General features: G+C 68.4%; 21 protein-coding genes. 11 read left to right on the plus strand and 10 right to left on the minus strand.

What is annotated here, in order from left to right; genetic code table 11:
* The first annotated feature begins 47 nt into the window (after window positions 1-47).
* From ACSMXX_RS05135 to ACSMXX_RS05145, 3 genes are all read left to right on the plus strand, one after another.
* Window positions 48-1610, plus strand: coding sequence for a methylmalonyl-CoA mutase family protein (locus ACSMXX_RS05135; RefSeq protein ID WP_473182852.1), 1563 nt, complete (start codon window positions 48-50; stop codon window positions 1608-1610).
* Complete coding sequence (locus ACSMXX_RS05140; RefSeq protein WP_473182853.1) at window positions 1607-1996, plus strand: cobalamin B12-binding domain-containing protein; 390 nt, start codon at window positions 1607-1609, stop codon at window positions 1994-1996. The genes ACSMXX_RS05135 and ACSMXX_RS05140 overlap by 4 nt, the downstream gene beginning before the upstream one ends.
* Before the next feature lie 219 nt (window positions 1997-2215).
* Complete coding sequence (locus tag ACSMXX_RS05145; protein WP_473182854.1) at window positions 2216-2950, plus strand: IclR family transcriptional regulator; 735 nt, start codon at window positions 2216-2218, stop codon at window positions 2948-2950.
* Window positions 2951-2976: 26 nt separating this feature from the next.
* Here the strand turns inward: ACSMXX_RS05145 and ACSMXX_RS05150 are convergent, their stop codons facing one another.
* The 5 genes from ACSMXX_RS05150 to ACSMXX_RS05170 all read right to left on the minus strand — a co-directional run bounded on the left by ACSMXX_RS05150 (window position 2977) and on the right by ACSMXX_RS05170 (window position 9333).
* On the minus strand, window positions 2977-3372 hold the full coding sequence (locus ACSMXX_RS05150) for a Zn-ribbon domain-containing OB-fold protein (protein WP_473182855.1): 396 nt from the start codon (window positions 3370-3372) through the stop codon (window positions 2977-2979).
* Window positions 3363-4541, minus strand: coding sequence for a thiolase family protein (locus ACSMXX_RS05155; protein WP_473182856.1), 1179 nt, complete (start codon window positions 4539-4541; stop codon window positions 3363-3365). Before ACSMXX_RS05155 ends, ACSMXX_RS05150 begins: the two co-directional genes overlap by 10 nt.
* On the minus strand, window positions 4538-6067 hold the full coding sequence (locus ACSMXX_RS05160) for an AMP-binding protein (protein ID WP_473182857.1): 1530 nt from the start codon (window positions 6065-6067) through the stop codon (window positions 4538-4540). The genes ACSMXX_RS05155 and ACSMXX_RS05160 overlap by 4 nt, the downstream gene beginning before the upstream one ends.
* A 277-nt stretch (window positions 6068-6344) precedes the next feature.
* The gene (locus ACSMXX_RS05165; protein WP_473182858.1) at window positions 6345-8222 is read right to left on the minus strand and encodes a LamG domain-containing protein; all 1878 of its coding nucleotides are present in this window, start codon (window positions 8220-8222) and stop codon (window positions 6345-6347) included.
* Between the two features lie 421 nt (window positions 8223-8643).
* On the minus strand, window positions 8644-9333 hold the full coding sequence (locus ACSMXX_RS05170; RefSeq protein WP_473182859.1) for a M15 family metallopeptidase: 690 nt from the start codon (window positions 9331-9333) through the stop codon (window positions 8644-8646).
* 87 nt (window positions 9334-9420) lie between these two features.
* On the opposite strand from ACSMXX_RS05170, the gene ACSMXX_RS05175 reads away from it, so the two are divergent.
* Complete coding sequence (locus ACSMXX_RS05175) at window positions 9421-10125, plus strand: response regulator transcription factor (RefSeq protein ID WP_473182860.1); 705 nt, start codon at window positions 9421-9423, stop codon at window positions 10123-10125.
* The gene (locus tag ACSMXX_RS05180) at window positions 10122-11258 is read left to right on the plus strand and encodes a sensor histidine kinase (RefSeq protein ID WP_473182861.1); all 1137 of its coding nucleotides are present in this window, start codon (window positions 10122-10124) and stop codon (window positions 11256-11258) included. Before ACSMXX_RS05175 ends, ACSMXX_RS05180 begins: the two co-directional genes overlap by 4 nt.
* Here ACSMXX_RS05180 and ACSMXX_RS05185 read toward each other — a convergent pair.
* Complete coding sequence (locus ACSMXX_RS05185) at window positions 11197-11904, minus strand: VanZ family protein (RefSeq protein ID WP_473182862.1); 708 nt, start codon at window positions 11902-11904, stop codon at window positions 11197-11199. The genes ACSMXX_RS05180 and ACSMXX_RS05185 overlap by 62 nt on opposite strands.
* Window positions 11905-12042: 138 nt before the next feature.
* Between ACSMXX_RS05185 and ACSMXX_RS05190 the strand changes: the two genes are divergently transcribed.
* On the plus strand, window positions 12043-12963 hold the full coding sequence (locus ACSMXX_RS05190) for an NADP-dependent oxidoreductase (protein ID WP_473181763.1): 921 nt from the start codon (window positions 12043-12045) through the stop codon (window positions 12961-12963).
* Between the two features lie 174 nt (window positions 12964-13137).
* On the opposite strand, the gene ACSMXX_RS05195 is transcribed toward ACSMXX_RS05190, so the two are convergent.
* The 3 genes from ACSMXX_RS05195 to ACSMXX_RS05205 all read right to left on the minus strand — a co-directional run bounded on the left by ACSMXX_RS05195 (window position 13138) and on the right by ACSMXX_RS05205 (window position 15500).
* Entirely contained in the window at window positions 13138-13992 is an 855-nt protein-coding gene (locus ACSMXX_RS05195; RefSeq protein WP_473182863.1) for an EamA family transporter, read from the minus strand.
* 96 nt (window positions 13993-14088) lie between these two features.
* Complete coding sequence (locus ACSMXX_RS05200) at window positions 14089-14934, minus strand: alpha/beta fold hydrolase (RefSeq protein ID WP_473182864.1); 846 nt, start codon at window positions 14932-14934, stop codon at window positions 14089-14091.
* Window positions 14928-15500 (minus strand): CGNR zinc finger domain-containing protein, encoded by a 573-nt coding sequence (locus tag ACSMXX_RS05205; protein WP_473182865.1) that lies wholly within the window; start codon window positions 15498-15500, stop codon window positions 14928-14930. Before ACSMXX_RS05205 ends, ACSMXX_RS05200 begins: the two co-directional genes overlap by 7 nt.
* Before the next feature lie 448 nt (window positions 15501-15948).
* On the opposite strand from ACSMXX_RS05205, the gene ACSMXX_RS05210 reads away from it, so the two are divergent.
* Entirely contained in the window at window positions 15949-16530 is a 582-nt protein-coding gene (locus tag ACSMXX_RS05210) for an HhH-GPD-type base excision DNA repair protein (protein WP_473182866.1), read from the plus strand.
* Between the two features lie 28 nt (window positions 16531-16558).
* Here ACSMXX_RS05210 and ACSMXX_RS05215 read toward each other — a convergent pair whose 3' ends face one another.
* Entirely contained in the window at window positions 16559-17902 is a 1344-nt protein-coding gene (locus ACSMXX_RS05215; protein WP_473182867.1) for an MFS transporter, read from the minus strand.
* Between the two features lie 175 nt (window positions 17903-18077).
* Between ACSMXX_RS05215 and ACSMXX_RS05220 the strand changes: the two genes are divergently transcribed.
* The 4 genes from ACSMXX_RS05220 to ACSMXX_RS05235 all read left to right on the plus strand — a co-directional run bounded on the left by ACSMXX_RS05220 (window position 18078) and on the right by ACSMXX_RS05235 (window position 21567).
* A complete protein-coding gene (locus ACSMXX_RS05220; protein ID WP_473182868.1) occupies window positions 18078-18581 on the plus strand; it encodes a MarR family winged helix-turn-helix transcriptional regulator in 504 nt (167 codons plus the stop codon).
* A 109-nt stretch (window positions 18582-18690) separates the two neighbouring features.
* Entirely contained in the window at window positions 18691-19638 is a 948-nt protein-coding gene (locus ACSMXX_RS05225; protein ID WP_473182869.1) for a hydroxymethylglutaryl-CoA lyase, read from the plus strand.
* On the plus strand, window positions 19631-20359 hold the full coding sequence (locus tag ACSMXX_RS05230; protein ID WP_473182870.1) for an enoyl-CoA hydratase/isomerase family protein: 729 nt from the start codon (window positions 19631-19633) through the stop codon (window positions 20357-20359). The genes ACSMXX_RS05225 and ACSMXX_RS05230 overlap by 8 nt, the downstream gene beginning before the upstream one ends.
* On the plus strand, window positions 20356-21567 hold the full coding sequence (locus ACSMXX_RS05235) for a CaiB/BaiF CoA transferase family protein (protein WP_473182871.1): 1212 nt from the start codon (window positions 20356-20358) through the stop codon (window positions 21565-21567). Before ACSMXX_RS05230 ends, ACSMXX_RS05235 begins: the two co-directional genes overlap by 4 nt.

The raw sequence follows: 21567 nt of genomic DNA on the forward strand, positions 1-21567 counted from the left end.
AAACTCCTGAGGAGACGCACCCGCCCTGAAGTGAGAGTGACACGCGTATGCCGGGGTCGCACAACCACGAGACGTCGGCGAACGACGCCGAGGTCCCCATCAGGCGTTCGTACACCTCCTACCCGTCCCCCGACCAGCGTTCCCTGCGGGCCTGGTCCGAGCATCACAGCGAGCAGCCCGGCCCGTACCGACCGCGCTTCATGGTGTATTCGGGGCTCGGCTCACCCCGCATGACGGCCGAGAGGCTCAAGGTCCTCCAGCAGCTCGGGGCCGAGTCGTTCCTCCTCGCCGCCGACCTGCCCTCGCAGCTCGGCTACGACGCCGACCACGAATTGGCGTTCGCCCAGGTCGGCCGGGCCGGCGTGTCCTGCTCCACGCTGGAGGACTTCGCCACGATCTGTTCCGGGCTGGACCTCGAATCGGCCGACAGTCTGGGCATGCTCGCCAACTCGATCGGCCACATCGGCCTCGCGATGGTCGTGTCCGTCCTGCGTGATCGCCGGGCACCCGGCGTCCGGCTCGTCATGCAGAACGACCCGCTCAAGGAGTTCACGGCACGGGGGACCGAGATCCACGAGCCGGAGCAGGCCGTGCGCATCGCGTGCGACTGCGTCGCGTACGCGATCGACGAGGACCTACCCGGCGCGGCGATCACGGTGTGCTCCAACCACTACGACGTGGCCGGTGCCGGCCCGGTGCTCGCCGTGGCCCTGGCCTTCGCCAACGCGCTGGTCTACGTCGACGAGCTGGTGGCGCGGGGGTACGGCGTCTCCGGCGTACTGGGGAAGGTGATGTTCTTCCTCAACGAACGCAGCGACCTCTTCGTCGGCGCCTCGCTCTTCCGGACCGCCCGGGTCCTGTGGGGCGAGATCGTCGAGGAGCGGTACGGCCTCCCGGTCGCCGATCAGCCCGTCATGACGATCATGGGTTACTCCCACGGTCTCGAATCGGCCGACGAACCCCTGGTGAACGTTCCCAGGGTCACGCTCAGCGTGCTGGGCTCGATGCTCGGCGGCGTGGACTACCTCTGCGCGACGGGCTACGACGAGGCGCTGCGGATCCCGTCGGCCGACTCGGCGGCCCTCGCGCTGCGGACGATGCAGGTCGTCGCCTTCGAGCACGGGGCGATGACGTCGCTCGACCCGCTCGCGGGGAGCTTCAAGACCGCGGACATCGACGCCTGTCTGATCGGGCAGGTGAAGCGCGAGCTGACCAGGATCGCGGACAACGGCGGCGCTCTGGAGGCACTGCGCAACGGCTACATCGCCGGACGCATCGATGAGAGCCGCGGCACCCGCCAGCGCCAACTCGAGGAGGGTGAACGGCACATGGTCGGAAGCAGCATCTTCGAGAGCCCGGAGAACCGGCATCTGTTCGCCGGCCGGAGCGCCGGGGAGATCGGCTTCGCCGACGTCGAACAGGACGCCCGCGACCGGCTGAAGCGGCACAAGGACGGCAGGGACGGCGACGCCGTGCGCACGGCACTGGCACAGGTCCAGGAGGCGGCGGCGGGGACGGACAACCTCGTTCCGGTCACCGTCCTCGCCCTGCGGGCGGGAGCGACGACGCAGGAGATCGTGGCGGCGACGCGGGAGGGGTTCGGGCGATGACGCACCGTGGACGGGTCGTCCTGGCGAAGGTCGGGCTCGACGGGCACGACGTGGGCATCAACCTCGTCGCCAAGTCCCTCGTCGGCGCCGGGTTCGAGGTCGTCTACCTCGGCAAGCGCGTGTCGACGGACCTGATCGTCGGCACCGCCGTCGACGAGGACGCGGACTTCATCGGAGTCAGCTGCCTCAGCGGGGGGCTCGGTCATTTCACCGTCAAGGTGCTCGAGCGACTGCGCACCGAAGGAATCGACATCCCGGTCGTCGCCGGCGGCATCGACGAACCCGCGGAGATCGAGAGGATGCTCGCGGCCGGCGTTCACGAGTACCTCGGCCCAGGATCCAGCAGCGACAGCGTGGTCGAGGCGTTCGTCTCCGCCGGCGGATAGCGAACGCAGACACGGGAGTTGGGAGAAGCGCGGAACCGCGGCCCGGCCGGGCACGGGGCGAGACGGGCCCGCTCCCCACACTTCAGAGGCTGCCGGTCCCCGCCTCTTCAGAGGCTGCCGGTCCCCGCCTCTTGTTACATTGAGGCGCCTACATCTCAGGAGGGGCGAAGCATCTTGGAACAAGACGCTGAGTCATCACCCAGAACGCCCGTCCGCTCAGTGGCCCGCGCTGTCGACATCCTCCTCGCTCTCGGCAACGGACCGCGGCGCCTGGCGGAGGTCAGCGGCGAAGCAGGGCTGTCGAAGACGACTGCGTACCGCATCCTGTCCACGCTCAGGCACAAGGGCATGGTCCTCCAGGACGAGACCACCGGGGAGTACCGGCTCGGGCCGGCCTGCTTCCATGTGATGTCGAGCGTCGTGAGCGGTCACGCCGGGTTCCCCTTCGATGCCAACCGCGATCTCGAAGAGCTGCGTGAGCAGACCCAGGAGACCGTGACGGTCCACGTCCGCGCCGGTCTCTCGCGGATCTGCATCCAGGAACTGCCCAGCCCTCAGGCGATCCGTTACACGGCCGGTCTCGGAGCCAGCGCCGGAATCCACGTCGGGTCGGCAGGCAAGGTACTGCTGGCCTTCCTCGAACCCGCCGAACGCGAAGCCCTGCTCGGCACCTTGGACCCGAGGCCCATGACCGACGCGACGATCACGGACCTGGACGTTCTGCGCCGCAGCCTGCAGACCGTCGCCGAGCGGGGGACGGCCTTCAGCGCCGGCGAGCGGGTCGCGGGCGCCGTCGGCGTGAGCGCCCCCGTCTTCGACAGCAACGGCGTGGTCATCGCCGCCCTCAGCGTGCTCGGCCCGGCCTCCCGCATCGACAAGTCGCGCCTGCAGGAGTTCGAGAAACTCGCCCGGAGCACAGCCGAGCGGATCACGAGCCGCATCCACACCAGGTGACCGTCCGCCGGCCGTGCCGCATCGCATCAGGGAGCCGGTTCGAACCAGTAGGTCGGCCGTCCCCCGTCCGTCTGCCCCACCAGGAGGTCCACGCGGCAGGGCAGGCTCGCCGGTTCGTCCAGCCCGCGCACGCGGCCGAAGAGCAGCGGCCCTCCATCGTGCAGTCCGGCCTGGCCGAGCATGTACGGCACTTCGAGACCGGGCCGCGGGACGTGCACCTCGGTGACGGTGAGCAGCGTGGCCGTGCGTGCGAACGGTGTGTCCTCGACCTCCCAGCCTCCGCAGCGGTGGCAGACGGCGCGTCCGGGCCAGGCCGTGGCCGAGCAGTCCGCGCACCTGCTCCCGACGAGGCAGTTCCGTTCGGGGTCGAACCGGGGCCTCTCCCCGGTCGGCTGCCGGTCGAGAGCCCGCTCTAGTCCCATGGCTCAAGCCTCTCCAGGATGTGTACGTTCCCTGCCGCCGACTCACCTTCGAGCCAACCGCCGCTGTTCTGGGAGAGCGCGATGCGCGGACGCCGCACCTGTCGTGCTCCGGCCTCTCCCCTGAGCTGCCAGGTGAGTTCGGCGATCTGCGCGAGGCCCGTCGCGCCGACGGGGTGGCCACGCGAGGAGAGTCCTCCGCTGGGGTTCATCGGCAGCGACCCGTCGAGGCGCGTCGCCCCTCCGCGGAAGAACTCGGAGGCCCCGCCCGCCTCGCAGAAGCCGAGTTGCTCGGCGTAGAGCAACTCCGCCGGGGCCATGGCGTCGTGGACCTCGGCGACGTCGATGTCGCCGGGGCCGAGGCCCGCCTGCTTGTAGGCACCTTCGGCACACACCGTCGACATCGAAGGCTCGCCCTGCGGATCCGCCGTGAACCCCGACGCGCCCTGGGAGGCGATCACGCGGACGGTCGGCCGGGCACCGGAGTCCAGGGCTCCGCGCCGTGCCACGACGGCGGCCGCCGCGCCGTCGCAGATCGAGCTGCACATGAGCAGGGTCAGCGGATCGGCGATGGGACGCGCGTCACGCACCTGTTCCGCGGTCACCTCCGCGCGGTGCTGCGCGTACGGGTTGAGCGCACCGTTGGCGTGGCTCTTGACCGAGACGTCGACGATGTCCCCGACGCTCAGGGAGCCTTCGGCGATCAGCCGCCTCAGGCGCATCGCGTAGATGGCGGTGAACTGGATGCCCAGACCTCGGACGACGTCGAGATCGGCCGCCGACTCCAGCGCGTCCAGGGTCAGTGAGAGGTCGGAGACGAACATCTTCTCGAAGCCGACGGTCAGCACGACGTCGGCGGCGCCGGCACGTATCGCCAGCACGGCCTGGGCCAGAGCACTCGACCCACTGGCACAGGCGTTCTCGATGTTGACGACCGGGATCCGTTCGACACCGATCTCACGGAGCACCGTCTGGCCCCGCACCATCTCCTGGCCCTGGAGCATGCCGGCCATGGCGTTGGCCGTGTAGGCGGCGTCCAGATCCTTGACGCCGATGCCCGCGTCGAGGAGCGCCCGTACGGCGGCGCCCCGCGCCAGGTCCTTCAGCGACAGACCGGGATACCGCCCGAAGGGATGCATCCCGACACCCGCGATCACGACGTCACCGGTCACGGCGAACCTCCTTGCGCCAGTTCCGACTTGATACTCAGCCGGTCGACCTTCCCGTAGGAGTTGCGTGGGATCTCGGACCAGACGGCCACACGTTTCGGGGCGCGCATGCCCAGCCTGGGACGGGCGAAGGTCAGGACCTCCTCCTCGGTCAGGGTGGAACCGGGTGCGGGACGGACGACGGCCGTCACCGCGTCGCCCCAGCGCGCGTCCGGCATGCCGAGCACGACTGCCTCGTCGATGCCGTGGTGGGCGCTGAGGACGTCCTCGACCTCGCGCGGAGCGATGTTGAACCCGCCTGAAATGATCATTTCGTCGCGGCGTCCGCGGAGGTGGACGAACCCTCGTTCGTCGGCGACGGCGAGGTCCTTGGTGCGCAGCCAGCCGTCGCACAGGACCTCGGCCGTCTCCTCGGGCTTGCCGCGGTAGCGGGTCATCATGTGCTGCCCGCGGACGAAGACTTCACCGAGTTCGCCCGGTGCGACCTCCCTGCCGTCGTCGTCGCGGACCTCGACTGCGACGGTCTTCCAGGGGCGTCCGGCGGAGAACCGGGCGTCGGCGTCGAGGTGGTCCGTCTTCTGCAGACACGTGATCGTCATGGGTGCCTCCGACTGCCCGTAGTCCTGGATGAGCGTCGGACCGAAGCGCTCCACGGCGCGCTCGAGAACCGGCGCCGGTATTCCCGAAGCGCCGTAGACGACCGACTCGTAGCCCCAATTCCCCGACTCCGCCGACATGATGGCTTCCAGCATCGCGGGCACGATCTTGAGCGTCCTGATCCGTGGCGACCGCGACAACTCCCACACCTCCTCCGGGTCGAACGTCGGCTGTACGTGCAGCCCGGCACCGCTGAGGAGGTACGGCAGCACGAAGTAGCCCGCACCGTGGGAGATCGGCTGGGTGAGGACGATCTGTTCTCCGGGCGCCACCGGCCCCACTTCCAGCAGGAGGTTGACCGCGACTTCGCGTACGGCGCGGTGCGAGAGTTCCACGCCCTTGGGACGCCCCGTCGTACCGGAGGTGTAGGAGATCCACGCCGTCTGCTCCGGATCCGTATCGCGGAGGCGGACCTCTCCGGACGTGTCCTCGATCAGCTGCCCGGCGAGCACCGCACCGGCGGCGGCCGGCCTGTCGAACGCGATGGCGAAGAGCCCGAACTCGTCGCGCAAGGCCATCGCTTGCTCCTCGAACTCCGCGGAGTAGAAGAGCGCACGCAGCCCGGCGTCCTGGGCCACGTAGCGGAAGTCCTCCAAGTGCAGCCGGGCGTTGAGCGCGACCCGGATGCGCCGCCCGAGGGCTATGGCCGTGTCCGCCTCGACGTACGCGGCGCGGTTGTGCGACAGGACGCCGACACCGGCGCCCGGCGGGACACCGAGCACGTCCAGCGCGTTGGCGAGGCGCTCGCCTCGTGCGAGCAGTTGCCGCGACGTCCAGGAGACGCGGCCGTCGTCCACGGCGACCGAGTCCGGAAACATGCGAGCGGCCCGGCGCAGCATGTAGGCGGTGTCCAGGGCGCTCTCCTTCGTCAAGGGCCGGTCGGTAGACGCACCCTAGCAGCGTTCCACGATGTGCATCAATCGTTTCGCACAGCGGTATGCACACCCATGCCGCTCGACGCCGTCGCGGTGATGCGGAGTGTGTACGCCGTCGTCGTCGCTGTCGCCGCGCAGCCCGCGTCGCCGGACCCGCACTGATCGCGGTCCCGGTCAGGTCAAAAGGAGTCACCGGCAGGCAGGCCGGTCAGATCGCGGCTACGGCCGGCTGGACTTCGGGGCCGGTGGCCTGGCCGTCCGCATCACTCGTCCTTCAGGCGAGCTTCCTGGCTTGAGCCCCGGTGAGTGCCTTGGAAAATGCCCGTACATCCTTGATCGTCCCCTCGAAGCCGCGGATGTACTGGTCGCCCAACCGGGCCCTGCCCACGGCGAAATCCCCCTCGGAGCTCCGGTCCGCCTCCCGGTTGACGGTGTCTTCGAGCCGTCCGTCGACATACAGCCGGATTTCTTCGGCAGACGCGTCATAGACCCCGGTGAGAGAGGTCCAGCGGCCGGCACGCGGGACGGCATCGGATTCCGCCTCGTCGGCGCGCGAGGTCTGGGTGTCGTCCCGGTGCATACGCATCTCCCAGCGGTCTTCCACCGGGTCGAACTGGAGCTGAAAAGAGCTGATCTCGGCTCCGTCCTGGCTGGCGACGGTCTGGTACTCGTCCTTGTTCCGCAGCTTCACGCGGGCCGATACCGAGAAGCTGCGGTCGGTATCGAACACGGGACTCTGTGATGTCACCGACTGCTGCCCGGAGAAGGATATTCCGCCGTCCTTGACCGGCTTCGGCGGCGGGGCGCCGACGAGCGTCCCGTCCCGGTCATCGCCTGAACTGTCCGCGGTCTCCCCACCTTTGACCCCGTCGAAGAGCCACTCCAGGGCCGGACCCGGCACCCCTGGTCCGGGACTGCGCCCATCGCGGTCACCGGAAGGCGGCTTGCTGGATCCGCCCGCCGAGTCCGTCGGCGACGAGGATCCCGTGGGCGACCCTGAGGGCCCTGACGCACCGGACTTCGACGGCGCCGGAGTGACCGGGACGTTCTTCTCCGGCGGTTCGCCACTCCGCAGGGGCGGCTTCGAGCCGAACCCCTGCGCGTAGGCGAACGCCACCGCCAGTGAGCACACACCCAGGGCGGCGACGACCTGCGTGAGCCGCCGCGCACGGACATCGACCCCGCCGGTCCTTCGCTCGGCGAGCCCGACGGCCCCCAGCACGCCCCCGGTTGCCCTGCCGAACGCGCTCCGGTGCTGGTGAGAATCCGGAGAGCCCGCATCGGTCACGCCCGCTCGGCGCGGATCCATCGGCTCTTCCGTACGGACGGCAATGGTCGCCGAGACCCATTCGGCGCGTCGAGAATCGGCGTAGGCATGCCCTCCCCAGGGCAGCAGCGCTTCCGCCAGAAGTTCGCCGAAGTTCGAACTCATTCCCTCCAGATCGGCGACTGCGCGGGAACAGTAGCCACACTGCTGCAGATGCGGAATCGCATACGCCGCATTGCCGCCCTTGTGGTCGGCGTAAGCCATGACCATCCGGTGGAAACGGCGGCAGTTGTCCGTCATTCCGCCATAGTGAATTTGCTCGTAGGCGTGGTAGAAGTCCCGGTACGCGCGTCTGACAAGTACTGAAATCTCCTGAGACTCTGCTGAGCCGGAGCCCAGCAGGCTCCCGATCCGGGCGCTGTCGGCGTGCTCCACCAGGTGATGCCACAGCACCGTCTGCAAGTTGGCCGGCAGTGCGTGGAATGCCCGCGTGATCACCGAGTCATGGTGGGAGATCGTGACATGGCTGTCCGAGAAGCCCGGGGCCGATGTGGCCGGGAGCGTGCCCAGCCACAGCTCCAAGTCGGCGTCGAGCATGGCGAGATGATCCGTGGCTGCGATCCCGGCTGCCACCCGCAGCACCGACGCCAACGCGTGGGGGCGCAGCGCCCGTACCGTACTTGTGCCGTTGGGCCACACCGCCCACTGCCAGGCGCGCGCTGCCAGTTGATCCGCTGCCGGAGCGTTGTTCACACACAAGGCGGCAAATGTACGGACAGCGCTGAAATGACGCCTTTCCAGTTCGATCAGAGCCGCATTGGCCGACTCCTGGCCGACATGAACGAGTTCGAGCAGTTCAACGTCGGACAACCACTCGGCTTCCATCGTTCAATCCCCCATCGGTCAAGGCGTGGCGTCATGGGCGGAAGTCCATGGACGCTCCGACAAGTGGACGGCGGCGCGGTTCACGGAGCTCAGCTCCGCAGGACGGCCACCCGCGATGACCTGACCGCGCAGCCGTGACGGTCCGGCTCAGCGGGCGCCACGGCCGTCCTCCGCGATTCAACTGTTTCGTCCTCTATGGGTTTTCGTCCGCTATGGGTTGGTGCCTGCCCCGGACTGCGGTCGGTATTGTCCTCACGCTTCCCCGAACACGATATGGCCCACCGCCCACGGCACGACCGCGGCCAGCGGAATTTGGCACAGACCGACAAGTGCTCTGCCGCGTACTTCTCCATGAATGCGCGAACCACCTCCGGGGAGCGCGGGCCCATGTGAGTCCGGGCGTTGCCGGCACTCGTCGAACTCACCGAGCCGCCCGGTAACTCTGCATCCTGGGGTCCTGGGTGGGGTCGGCATACATGCGTGCGCAACCACGATCGATCGCCTCGGTGCGCAGTTCGTAGTGCCAGGGCTCGTTCCTGTAGATCTGGCACAGCCCGTACTCGGCGCCGTGCCCGGACAGCCACGCCGTCGCACTGGAGTGCCCGATGTCGACCGCGTCTCCCGACACGTGAGGAGACGTGTCCGCCGTGGCCACCCATCGGGCGGCTTCCTCTTCCGAGTCGTACCGGGAGACGGCCTCACGAAGAAGCTGATCCTGGTCCTCCGGGGAACGCCAGCCGCTGTTGACGTAGAACTCAAGGCCGTCGTCAGCGGCATCCGTCGCAGCTTCGCGCAGGGCCTGGAGCAGATCGGGGTCGAGGTTGGCTACGCCGGCGTACGCGTCACTGAACACTGTCGCGTCGTCTGGGAGGGCGCCGTCAGCCTCGACAAGTGCACCCTTGCGGTCTGCACGCTTGGGCTCGCCGTGCGGGGTGTCCCTGGGTGGTGATGCGGTCGGGGAGGGTGATGCGGCCCGGGAGGATGAGGACTTCGGCACTTGGCAGCCGAGAGCTGCGGTGATCACCGCTGTGACGACTACGAGGCCGACGAAAAGGAGCAGCCGGCGAATCCGGCAGGTGGTTGTTCGTGCTGACGGCGGGGATCGAGTCATGCTGCCAGTCAAGGCAGCGTGGGGTTGCCCGCACGTATGCGGTTTTCCATACGCCGCCGATATGCACAGGCTCGTACCCTCAAACACATGCGTGTGCTGGTTGTCGAGGACGAGCCCTTTCTGGCAGAGGCCATCCGCGACGGGCTGCGCCTGGAAGCGATCGCGGCCGACACTGCTGGTGACGGCGACGCCGCTCTGGAACTGCTGAGCATCAACGCCTACGACATCGCCGTCCTCGACCGCGACATCCCAGGCCCTTCCGGCGACGAGATCGCCAAACACATCATCGCCTCCGGCAGCGGCATGCCGGTCCTCATGCTCACCGCAGCCGACCGGCTCGACGACAAGGCGTCCGGATTCGAGCTCGGCGCCGACGACTACCTCACCAAGCCGTTCGAACTGCAAGAGCTCGTGCTCAGGCTCAGAGCACTCGACCGCAGACGCGCGCACATCAGGCCGCCCGTGCGGGAGATCGCAGGTCTGCGGCTGGACCCGTTCCGCAGAGAGGTCTACCGGGACGGTCGTTACGTCGCGCTCACCAGGAAGCAGTTCGCCGTGCTGGAAGTCCTCGTCGCTGCCGAAGGCGGTGTCGTCAGCGCCGAAGAGCTGCTGGAGCGGGCGTGGGACGAGAACGCCGACCCGTTCACCAACGCCGTGCGCATCACGGTCTCGGCGCTGCGCAAACGGCTCGGTGAACCCTGTCTGATCGCCACGGTGCCAGGCGTCGGCTACCGCATCGACGCGCGCCCAGAGGCCGGAGACGCGGGACACGATGGAGGCGAGGGCGGATGAGGGCGGACAGGGCACCTGGGTTGAGCGTGCGCCTCAAGCTCACCCTCAGCTACGCCGGATTCCTCATGCTTGCCAGTGTCCTGCTGCTCGCGGCGGTATGGGTGTTCCTCCTCCGTTATGTCCCCGACCGTGCGATGCTCATCAACCCCGATGACAAGCCCGCGAATGGTGTTTTCCCCGTCCGGTCCGTCCTCCTGGACGTTTTCGCTCCGAGGGCAGCCGCAGTACTGGCGTTCCTGCTGGTGTTCAGCCTCGTGGGAGGGTGGATCCTCGCCGGCCGGATGCTCGCCCCGCTGACCCGCATCACCGACGCCGCCCGCCTGGCCTCGACCGGATCGCTCTCCCACCGAATCCGGCTACCGGGCCGCAAAGATGAGTTCCGCGAACTCGCCGACGTCTTCGACGGCATGCTCGAGCGGCTCGAGGTGCACGTCGCCGAACAGCAGAGATTCGCAGCCAACGCCTCTCACGAGTTGCGCACCCCGCTCGCGATCTCGAAGACACTTCTCGACGTGGCCCGCAGCGATCCGACCCACGGAACGGGCGAAATCATCGACCGCCTCCATGCCGTCAACACCCGAGCGATCGACCTCACTGAGGCACTGCTCCTGGTCAGCCGCGCTGAGCAGCGGTCCTTCCCCCGGGAACGCGTCGACCTGTCCCTCATGGCGGAAGAAGCCACGGAGACACTCCTCCCCCTCGGGGAAAAGCACGGCGTCACCATCGAAACGTCCGGCGACATGGCCCCCACGATCGGGTCACAAGCGCTCCTGTTGCAGCTGACCACGAACCTCGTACACAACGCGATCGTCCACAACCTGCCTGAGCAGGGCACCGTGTGGGTCAGTACCAGCGCCCGCCCCAAGACCGTGGTGCTCACCGTCGAAAACACCGGCGAGAAGCTCGCCCCACAACTGGCTTCGACACTTACCGAACCATTCCAGCGCGGCAACGAACGCATACACACCGACCACGCGGGCGTCGGCCTCGGCCTGGCAATCGTCAAGACCATCACTCAGGCACACGACGGAACACTCACCCTGACCCCGGGCTCTGCCGGAGGGATGCGCGTCACTGTGGAACTACCCTCGACGGACCCGATCGAGGTCGGTCAGACGACGCTCCACCCGTAGCGCGCCACCAGCGGCGCGACGCCAGCGCGGCCAGCCCGGCGCCGACGGAGTTGAGCAGTATGTCGTCCACAGAGGAGACCCGGTCCAGCCGCAGGACGTACTGCGCGGTCTCGACCAGGATCGAGCAGCCCACCCCCAGCGCCAGGACCCGGGGCACGGACGCCAGCGCCCGGAACCGCAGCGGGGCGAAGAACCCCAGCGCTGCGAAGACCAGCAGGTTGCCGACGACCTGGCCCGTGTCCATCGTCAGCAGATCCCGCAGCGGTACCAGGCTCATGACGGCACCGGCCTCGTCGCCGGGCAGCATGATCATCCAGACCCACGGCACTATCCCGTACACCATGCCGACCTCGGCCAGCGACACCCGCCACGCCCGCGCCGGCGTGCTGCCGGTGACAGTCCGGCGGCGTGCCAGAGCCCACACCGCCAGTGCGGCCAACGGCATTGCGGCCACCGTGATGAGTGCGACACCGTTGAACGTACCGAAGCACCCATGCCACCGCCCGCTCGTGCACATCGGGACCGACATCATGAGCGGCCTGCGTACGACGAATACGGCGCTCGCCATGCCGAGGACCGCCAGGACGACCAGCACGATCCTGCGCGTACGAAGGGGTGGGGCTGACAGGGATGCGTTGTGATCCATGCATCCACTGAAGACGGAGAACTGTTGCGGTGGCGTATGCGATTTTCGATACGCCCGCGATACACGGAATCCCCGCACCACGCGCTGAGAATGGCTGACCGCGGAATTGATCCACACCCGGGCGGGGTTGGAGCAGTCATGAAGGCAATCGCACTGGAGAAGTACGGGTCCGCCGACGACCTCAAGCTCGTCGACCTGCCCGAGCCGAAGGTAGCGCCCGGCGAGGTGCTGGTTCGGGTGAAGGCGGCCGGGGTCAATCCGGTCGACTGGAAGCTCGCCGCCGGAGGGCTCGACCCGGTCATGGACGCCGGGTTTCCATTGATCCCCGGCTGGGACGTGGCCGGGGTCGTGGAACGTACGGGATTCGACGCGGGCGAATACGCCCCGGGCGACGAGGTCTACGGATACGTCCGCAAGGACTGGGCGCAGAACGGCACATACGCGCAGCTGGTCTCCGCGCCCGTGCGCACGCTGGCGAAGAAGCCCACCGCGCTGAACTGGCAGGAGGCGGCAGGTGTGCCGCTGGCCGGGCTCACCGCGTACCGGACGTTGAAGCGTGTCGCCGCCGGAAGCGGGGACACGGTGCTGATCCATGCCGCGGCGGGCGGCGTCGGATCTCTCGGTGTGCAGATCGCGGTCGCCCTCGGGGCGCGGGTCATCGGCACCGCGAGCGAGCGGAACCACGAGTTCCTGCGCTCCCTCGGGGCCGAGCCGGTCACCTACGGGGACGGATTGGCCGACCGCGTACGGCAGTTGGCGCCCGAGGGCGTCGACGCTGCCCTCGACTTCGTGGGCAGCGGGGCAGTCGACGTATCGCTGTCCCTCGTGGAGCGGGCCGACCGAGTGGCCTCGGTCGCCGAGGGCGAGGTGACGCAGAAGGGCGGACATTACGTGTGGGTGCGCCCGGACGCGGACGACCTGGCTTTCCTTACGGAACTCGCGGACGCCGGCAAGCTCAAGGTGCATGTGGAAGAAGCTCTGCCGCTGGCTGAGGCTGCGCAGGCTTGGCGGCTGAGTCAGGCGGGGCGCACCCGCGGAAAGATCGTCCTCACTGTCTGAAGCAGGCGAAGGGGCCCGGCGGGGTGCGGCGTGCGGCAGGCCCGTACCCGCGTGACCTCCACCGGCGCCCGCACGTTGAGCGCCGTCTGACAACGCCGCTGCCACGGAGCCCCCTGGGCGGGGTCCAGCGCACATGCAGGTTGGATCCGCCGTCGTTGTGTAGTGCTGGACGCTTCACATGTCGGGACGGGCGGTGCGGGTGGACCCTATCGAGGCGGCCACGACACAGCAGATGGCAATCCACTGCGTCGGCCGTAGCGCCTCGCCGAGGACCACCAGCCCGGCCAGTGAGGCCACCGCCGGCTCCAGGCTCATGAGCACGCCGAACACACGCGGCGGGATGCGCCGCAATGCCTCCAGCTCCAACGAGTACGGGATCACCGACGACATCAGTGCCACCCCGAACCCCACGAGCAGAACCGTCGGGGACAGCAGCGTCGTGCCCGCGTCGGCGATACCGAACGGCGCGGCCACGAAGCCGGCGACCACCATGGCCAAAGCCAGTCCGGAGCCGCCGGAGGTGCGGCTGCCGAGGGTGGCGCTGAGCAGAATGTAGGCCGCCCAGCAGGCGCCCGCTGCCATCGCGAGCAGCATGCCGATGAGCGAGATCTCCCAGCCGGTGAGGGCCAGCATGACGACCCCACCTGCGGCGAGCAGCGCCCAGAGCACGTCCAGCCAGCGCCGTGAGCCGATCAGTGCCACGGCCAGCGGGCCGAGGAACTCCACGGTAACCGCCACGCCGAGCGGGATCCGCTCCAGCGACGCATAGAAGAACATGTTCATAGCAGCGAAGACCCCGCCGTAGGCGAGCACCACGAGTAGCGTCCGCCGGTCGATCCGGACCGATGGACGCCACAGCAGCACCAGTACGAGCGCGGCGAACACCAGCCGCAACGTGACCACGCCCGCCGAGCCGGCGACGGCGAACAACTGCTTGGCGAACGCCGCGCCGACCTGGACGCTGACGATTCCGATGAGTACCTGCAACGTCGGTGGGATGCGGTCGATCATCCGCGGGGTCGTGGACACCGTTGCGCTCCACCAACGCGACGGCGACGCTCTCTCCGGCGCTGCTGAGCCAGTCATCGTGCGCTTCCTGCGATCGCGCCGTGTTTCATCACCGGTTCACGCGGCCGTGCGCGTGATGAAGTCTTCGATGAGAGCGGCGACCCGCTGAGGGTGTTCCTCTGCCGGGTAGTGCCCGCAGTTGTCGACGACGACGCCCGAGACATCGGACGCGATATGGCGCAAGGACGCTTCCACGGCGGTTGCCATGGCCGCGTCCCCACCGATGGCGAGGGTGGGAATGCTCAGTGGCTGGCGTGCCGTTCGGTGGTTGAGTTCCGCGTCCTCGCTTCCGGACCGGTAGTAGGCCAGCCCGGCCCGGAGAGCACCGGGGGCGAGGTAGGTCCGCTCGTATTCCTCGATGGCTTCTCGCGAGATTGCGGTACCGCCCGCAGTGAGGCTCCAGAACAGATTGAGATGATCTCGCTCTTTCCCGCTGATAAGAAGCTCCGGGACATCCGGTACGGCGTGAAAGGCGTTGTGCCAGCGTGGATACCGACTGCTGACCAGATCGGGCGACACCGGACAGCCCGGCAGAAGTTCCTCTTCGATCACCAGGTGGCTCACTTTGTCTCGGTGAGCTGCAGCCAGGGCACAGGCGACGGAACCGCCGAAGTCATGCCCGACGAGCGCGAAACGGCCGATGTCCAGTTGCTCGGTCAATTCCGCGATGTCAGCGGCGAGGGTTTGCTTGTCGTAGGCGCCGAGCGGGCGGTCGGAGTCACCGAGCCCCCGCAGGTCGGGGGCGATGACGGTGTGGCTCCGGGCCAGGACCGGGATGACGTCGCGCCAGTGGTACCACGTCACCGGCCAGCCGTGGAGGAGGACGACTGGATAGCCTTGCCCCGCGATAACGGTGTTCAATGCGGTACCGGTCACGGAAATTCGCTGATTTCGCATCAGCATGTGGTGTCCTTCTTTCTTCGCGCCCGGTAGGCGGCGACTTTGGCGCGATTGCCGCATTCCTTCATCGAGCACCAGCGTCGCGTGCGGCCCTGTGACAGATCGAGATAGGGCATTCCGCAGTCGGTGGCCTCGCACGCCCGGAGCGACGTCGCTCGCGTACTGGTGACCAAATCGATGGCATCCCTGGCGACAACCCCCAGGGCCGTCCCGACGTCGTCCCCATCGCATGTCTGCAAGGCGAAGGGTTCATCCACGCTCAGCTGTGGTGCCGGTGTGCGCCGGCGAGCCCAGTCGTTGATCACGCGAACGTCGGCTGCGGCGGGTGGACGCTGCGTGATCCGGGTGAGCAGCAGTCGGTAGATCACCTCGCGCAGGTCCCGAGCCTGCTGGAGCTCCCGCTCGGAGACTCGCGTCTCAGGCCCGGCCAGCTCCGCGTGGGCCAGCCACTCGCTCAGCCGGGCGGCGCTCGTCAACCGCTCATGCCCGCCAGCGAGACGGCGGCCGACGGTCGCCACGAAGTCCGTGGACAGAGCACCCGTGTAGAAGCGGAAGTCGGTCGTATTCACGAGGTGATAGTAACTTGCTGAGATGGTTACAGCAATCGCATGGCAGGTCCACGGGGTCGTACGCCGACACCAGGACCCCACCGTCGAACCGGGCAGCCCGGCAAGCGCACCAAGGGGGGCGGCCGCACCGAGGTGAGAGTCAGCAGCCGCAACAGGGCCGCGGGGAACTCTGCAGGAGAAGCAACATCCCGTAGGCCGCAGCTTCCGCGGAGCGCGCCTGCATTCTCGAACGGCAACGACAAGACCCCGCCTCGCGGAAGCCCGGACAGCAATGCAGAAGGCGCGTCGTGCGAAGAGCACACAGGCCGCCGCCCCGATGACTCGCCCGAGGCAGACCGAGCAGCCCGGCAGCCGGCGCACCCTGGCTCAGGCCAACCGGCCGGTCACGCTCTGTGACAGACGCGGCGGCAGGCGTGCCGTGCGGCGCCGAGGAGGCCATCATCAGGGCATGGACATCACCCTTCGCCTCGCGCAACAGCCCGAAGCCGACGAGCTGCTCAGCCGCAGCCCCCTGGCCGCCATGACCGGGATGCTGCTGGACCAGCAGGTGCCGATGGAGTGGGCGTTCACGGGTCCGTACACCATCGCGCAGCGCATGGGCGGGGACGATCTGGACGCACACGCCATCGCCGCGCACGATCCCGAGGAGTTCGCGGCGCTCCTGTCCCAGAAGCCCGCGGTGCACCGCTACCCGGGCTCCATGGCCAAGCGGGTCCAGCAGCTGTGCCAGTACCTCGTCGACCACTACGACGGCGACGCGAGCGCGGTGTGGCGCGGTGTCGCCACGGGCAAGGAGGTGCTGGCGCGCCTGAACGCCCTGCCCGGTTACGGCAAGCAGAAGTCGCAGATCTTCCTGGCGCTCCTGGGCAAACAGATGGGTGTCACCCCGGACGGCTGGCGCGAGGCCGCGGGCGCGTACGGCGACGCGGACGCGCACCGCTCGGCTGCCGACATCACAGGACCGGACTCGCTGGAGCAGGTCCGTGCGTACAAGCAGGAGGCGAAACGGGCGGCCCGGAAGAAGGCCTGACGGACAGCCCTGCCGCGGCCCGTGGCGTCTATCCGCGTTCGCGGAGTACGCGCGCCGGTACACCCACCAGCAGGACGAGGCCGGCCAGCACCACCATGCCGGCGCTGATCCGCAGCCCGAGGCCGAGCGATCCGGTCGCCGTGTGGATCCAGCCGAGCATCGCCGGCGAAAGCGCCGCCGCGAAGGAACCCATCGTCGTCACCGCCGCGATACCGCTCGCGGCGGAGCGGTCGGAGAGGTAGATCGACGGGATCGAGTAGAAGACGGTCAGGCCGGAGTAGTGCGCCGCGGTCATCGCCACGAGCAGCACGATGACGAGGTACGGGTTGCCGGTCGCGAACGAAAGCGCGACGAGGCAGCCCGCGGCGAGGAACCAGCTCGTGGAGGCGTGCCAGCGGCGCTCCAGCGTGCGGTCGGAGTGCCAGCCCACGATGATCATGACGACGACGCCGACCAGCGGAGGTATCGCGGTCAGCAGTCCCAGGTCGAGCACGTTCGTCACACCGGCGTTGCTGATGATGATCGGGGTCCAGAACGAGACTGCGTTGGCCAGCGTGTAGGCGCCACAGGCGCACAGGCCGAGGATGTAGACGCGGGGATCGCGCAGCGCCCGGAACAGTCCGCCGTGCGCGGACTTGCCGCCTGCGCTCTTGTTCTTCTGATCGCGGGCGAGGTCGGCGGCGATTGTCGCCTTCTCGTCAGGGGTCAGCCACTGCGCCCCGGCAGGGCTGTCCTGGAAACGGAGGAAGACCAGCAGGCCCAGCAAGATGGGGACGAGCCCCTCGATCAGGAACAGCCACTGCCAGTCCGCCAGGCCCAGGGTGCCGCCGAGTTTGTCCATGATGCCGCCCGACACCGGAGGGCCGATGATTCCCGCGATCGGTACGCCGAGGAAGAACAGGGCTGTCATCCGGGTCCGCCGCGCGGAGGGGAACCACTGGGCGAGGTAGAAGAGCGCCCCGGGGAAGAAGCCCGCCTCCGTGACACCGAGCAGGAAGCGCGAACAGTAGAAGAGCAGGGGCGTCGTGGCGAACATCGTCAGCACCGTGACCGTGCCCCAGGCCAGCATGATGCGGAGCATGGTCTTACGGGCACCGATGCGGGCCAGCAGGATGTTGCTCGGCACCTCGAAGAGGATGAATCCGACGAAGAACAGTCCGACGGCGATGCCGTAGACCCGGGTGTCGAATCCCAGCTCTTCCTGCATACGGGGCTGTGCCACACCGATGTTGGTGCGGTCGATGAAGCTGACGACATAGCAGGCCAGCAGCAATGGCATGACTCGCCACGCGACCTTGCGGTACAGCACATCGCGCTGAACGTCTTCAGGGTCGCGTCGGATGTCGGTGGAACGTCCAGGGAGCAACGTCATCGTCTCACTCCAGGAGGATATTTTGCCGCGCGCCGGCCCTGGCCATTGCCAAGCGGAACGTCACGGTTCGGATGCGAGCGAGTGTCCGAGCCTCTGTTGATAATGTCAACACCTGGCTCGTGTCCGACTCGGCTAAGATGACGGGACGCGACCGGAGGCAGGATCAGTGGGGGCGATGAACTCAGGGCCGCAGACCGGCCCGGAAGAGGCCGACGGCCCGGAGGGCCGGGCAGGGCTTCTGACCATCAAGGAGCTGCTCTCCTACCGGTTGCACAGTGTGGCCAACGCCATATCGCGCAGCGCCGCACTGCGGTACCGGCGCGAGTTCGCTGTGAGCCTCGGCGAGTGGCGCACAATCGCCCTGCTGGGTGCGCACGCCCCGCTGACCCTGAACCACTTGGCGCGGCTGGCGGCCCTGGACAAGGCCCAGATGAGCCGGATGGTCGCGAAGCTCGCCGACCGCGATTTCGTACGGCGCGAGAGCGGCGCCGGCCGCAGCACCCAGCTGACGCTGACCCGTCGGGGCAAGTCCGTCTACCGGGGTCTGATCGAGGCCGCCAACGAGCGCGACGCGGCCTTCCTGACCTGCCTCACCCCGCATGAACAGGAAGTTCTCGACTCCGCCCTGACAAAGCTCGCCACTCTGGCCCGGGCGCTCGAGAGCGCCGAGGAGCGGTAGCCGGCCTCCGGCAGTTCCCGGCGGGCCGGGAACGCACCCCCGGGAGGACGCCTGTTGACTTAATCAACAAAGGACCTGTACTCATGGATCCGTGAGTGGAGGTGACCGCATGTCTGACCGGGTATCGGTCTGTGAGTGCTTCGCGCGGGACGGGCTTCAGCACGAAGCCGCCTTTGTGCCGACAGACGCCAAGACGAAGCTGCTCGGCGCGTTCGCCGCCGCCGGATTCCGGCGGATCGAGGCGACCAGTTACAGCAGGCCGGAGCAGGTGCCGGCGTTCCAGGACGCGAGTGAGGTGCTGGCGGGCCTGCCGCGGGGCGACGGCGTGGCCTTCAAGGCGACCTGCCCCAACCCGCGCGCCGTACAGCGGGCACTGACCGATCTGAAGGCGGGCCGTGGCGCGGACGAGATCAGCCTGCTGGTGTCCGCCACTGAGGCGCACACCGAGCGCAATCTCCGTACCACCCGCGCCCGGCAGTGGGAGAACATCGCGGAGATGGTCAGTCTCGCCGGCGGCCGCTTCCGGCTGGTGGGCGTGGTGTCGATGGCCTTCGGGTGTCCCTTCGAGGGCACGGTCGACCCCGGGGTGGTGAGCGAGGACGTGGCCCGGTTCGCCGAACTGGGCGTCGACATGGTCACGCTCGGAGACACCGTCGGCCTTGCCACACCGCGCAGCACGGCCACTCTCCTCCGCCGGCTGAGCGCTGAGCACCCCCGTCTCCCCCTGGTCGCGCACATGCACAACACACGTGGCTCGGCGCTTGCCAACTGCGTGGCGGCACTGGAGGCGGGCTGCCGCCACTTCGACAGCTCCTTCGGCGGTGTCGGCGGCCATCCGCGGCAGATCCGCTACGGGCAGGGCCTCACCGGCAACGTCGCCACCGAGGACTTGATCAGCCTGTTCCATGCCATGGGAGTCGAGACCGGTCTCGACGAGGACCGTGTCATGGCCGCCTCCCGGCTGTGCGAGGAGATCCTGGACCGGCCGCTGCACAGCATGGTGGCCCGGTCCGGCTTCGGGATCCGCCAGCGGACGGAGGCACCGGCCGATGTCTGAGCCCGTGCTCCTCACCGAGGACAGAAACGCCGTACGGATCCTGCGTCTGAACCGTCCGGCGAAGCTCAACGCACTCGACACCGCCCTCACCCGCACCCTGTACGAGGCGCTGCTCACCGCGGACGCGGACGACTCCGTACGGGCCGTGGTGCTGGCCGGCGCCGGGCGTGCCTTCTGCGCGGGTGCGGACCTCTCGGAGTTCGGGGAGCTGACCCCGGACAATCAGCGTGCGGTGAAGGAGAGGGCCGAACTGACCTGCCGGACCCAGATGTTGCCGCAGCAGATGAGCAAGCCGATCGTCTCGGTCGTGCAGGGAGCTGCCGTCGGCGGCGGTGCGGGCCTGGCCATCGGCTGCGACATGATGGTGGCTGCGGACGACCTGCGGTTCGGTTATCCGGAGTTGCAGCACTCCATCGTCCCGGCTGTGGTGATGACCGGTCTGCAGCGGCAGATCGGCCGCAAGCTCGCCTTCGAAATGATCAGCACCGGGCGGCTGCTCGGCGCCACGGAGGCTCTCGCGGCGGGGCTCACCAATCGCGTCATGGAACCGGGTGCCGCTCTCGAAGCCGGACTGGAGATCGCGAACGGCTGGGCCGAGGTGCATCCCGGCGCCATGGCGGCCTGCAAGGAACTGTTCCACCGGGTCGCCGACCTCCCATTCGAGGAAGCCATGCGCGCTGGCCGGGACGTCAACACGATCATGCGGGGGTTCAGGGCATGACGAATCGGACCACAGGGAGGCCGCAGCCGCTGTCCGGCATCTCCGTGCTGGACTTCTCGCGCGTACTGGCCGGCCCCATGGCGACCCAGATACTCGCGGAGCTGGGCGCCGAGGTGATCAAGGTCGAGCGGCCGGGTTCGGGGGACGAGTCCCGCCGCTTCGAGCCGCGACTGCCCCAGGGGGAGAGTGCGTACTTCTTCGCCTTCAACCGGTCGAAGCGTTCGATCACCCTCGATCTGAAGTCCTCGCGAGGGCAGGAGATCGCCCGCGGCCTGGCCCGCAGAGCCGACGTCGTCGTCGAGAACTTCCTGCCCGGCATCATGGACAAGCTCGGACTCGGATACGAGGCGCTGGCCCTGGAAAACCCGGGGCTGGTCTACGTCTCCAGCACAGGTTTCGGCCAGAGCGGCCCGTACAGCAGCCGCAAGGGCTACGACACGATCTTCCAGGCGTTGTCGGGAATCATGTCGCTCACCGGGCATCCGGAGGGCCCGCCCGCCAAGGCCGGGATCCCCGTCTCGGACCTGACGTCCGGGCTGTGGATCGTCATCGCCGCACTGACCGGGCTCACCGGCCGGATCCGGGACGGCCGCGGCTGCCATCTCGACCTGGCCATGATGGACGTGCAGGCGAGTCTGCTCCCAGTCGCCGCGGCGCGGCTCTTCGCCCTCGACGAGGATCCAGCACGTACGGGCACGGAACACCCGGGCCGCGTGCCGTCCGCGTCCTTCCACTGCGCCGACGGCGCCTGGGTGCACATCAGCGCCAGCGACCAGCACTGGCATCCGCTGTGCCGGGTCCTGGGCCTGAACGCACTCGCGGCCGACGAGGGCCTGCGTACCAACGGGGCCCGGGTCGCCCGGCGAGAGGAGGTCATGGAGGCGCTGCGCGACGCGTTCGCGGTACGGCCACGGGGCGCGGTCCTGGAGGCGCTGCGGGCCGCGGACATTCCCGCGGGAGAGGTGAACTCGGTGCGTGAGACTCTGAAGGACCCGCATCTGATCGCCCGCGGCATGGTCGGCAGCTTCGACCACCCCGCCGAGGGTGGCTTCCCCGCACTGCGCACCCCCCTGCGGATCACCGGCGCCGAGGCCCCGGAGATCTCACCGCCCCCGGTGCTCGGCGCGGACACCCACCGCATCCTCCACGACGAACTCGGCCTCGACGAGGCTGAGATCACCGATCTGCGCAGCACAGGAGTCATCTGA

The organism is Streptomyces sp. DSM 116795 (assembly GCF_055792905.1).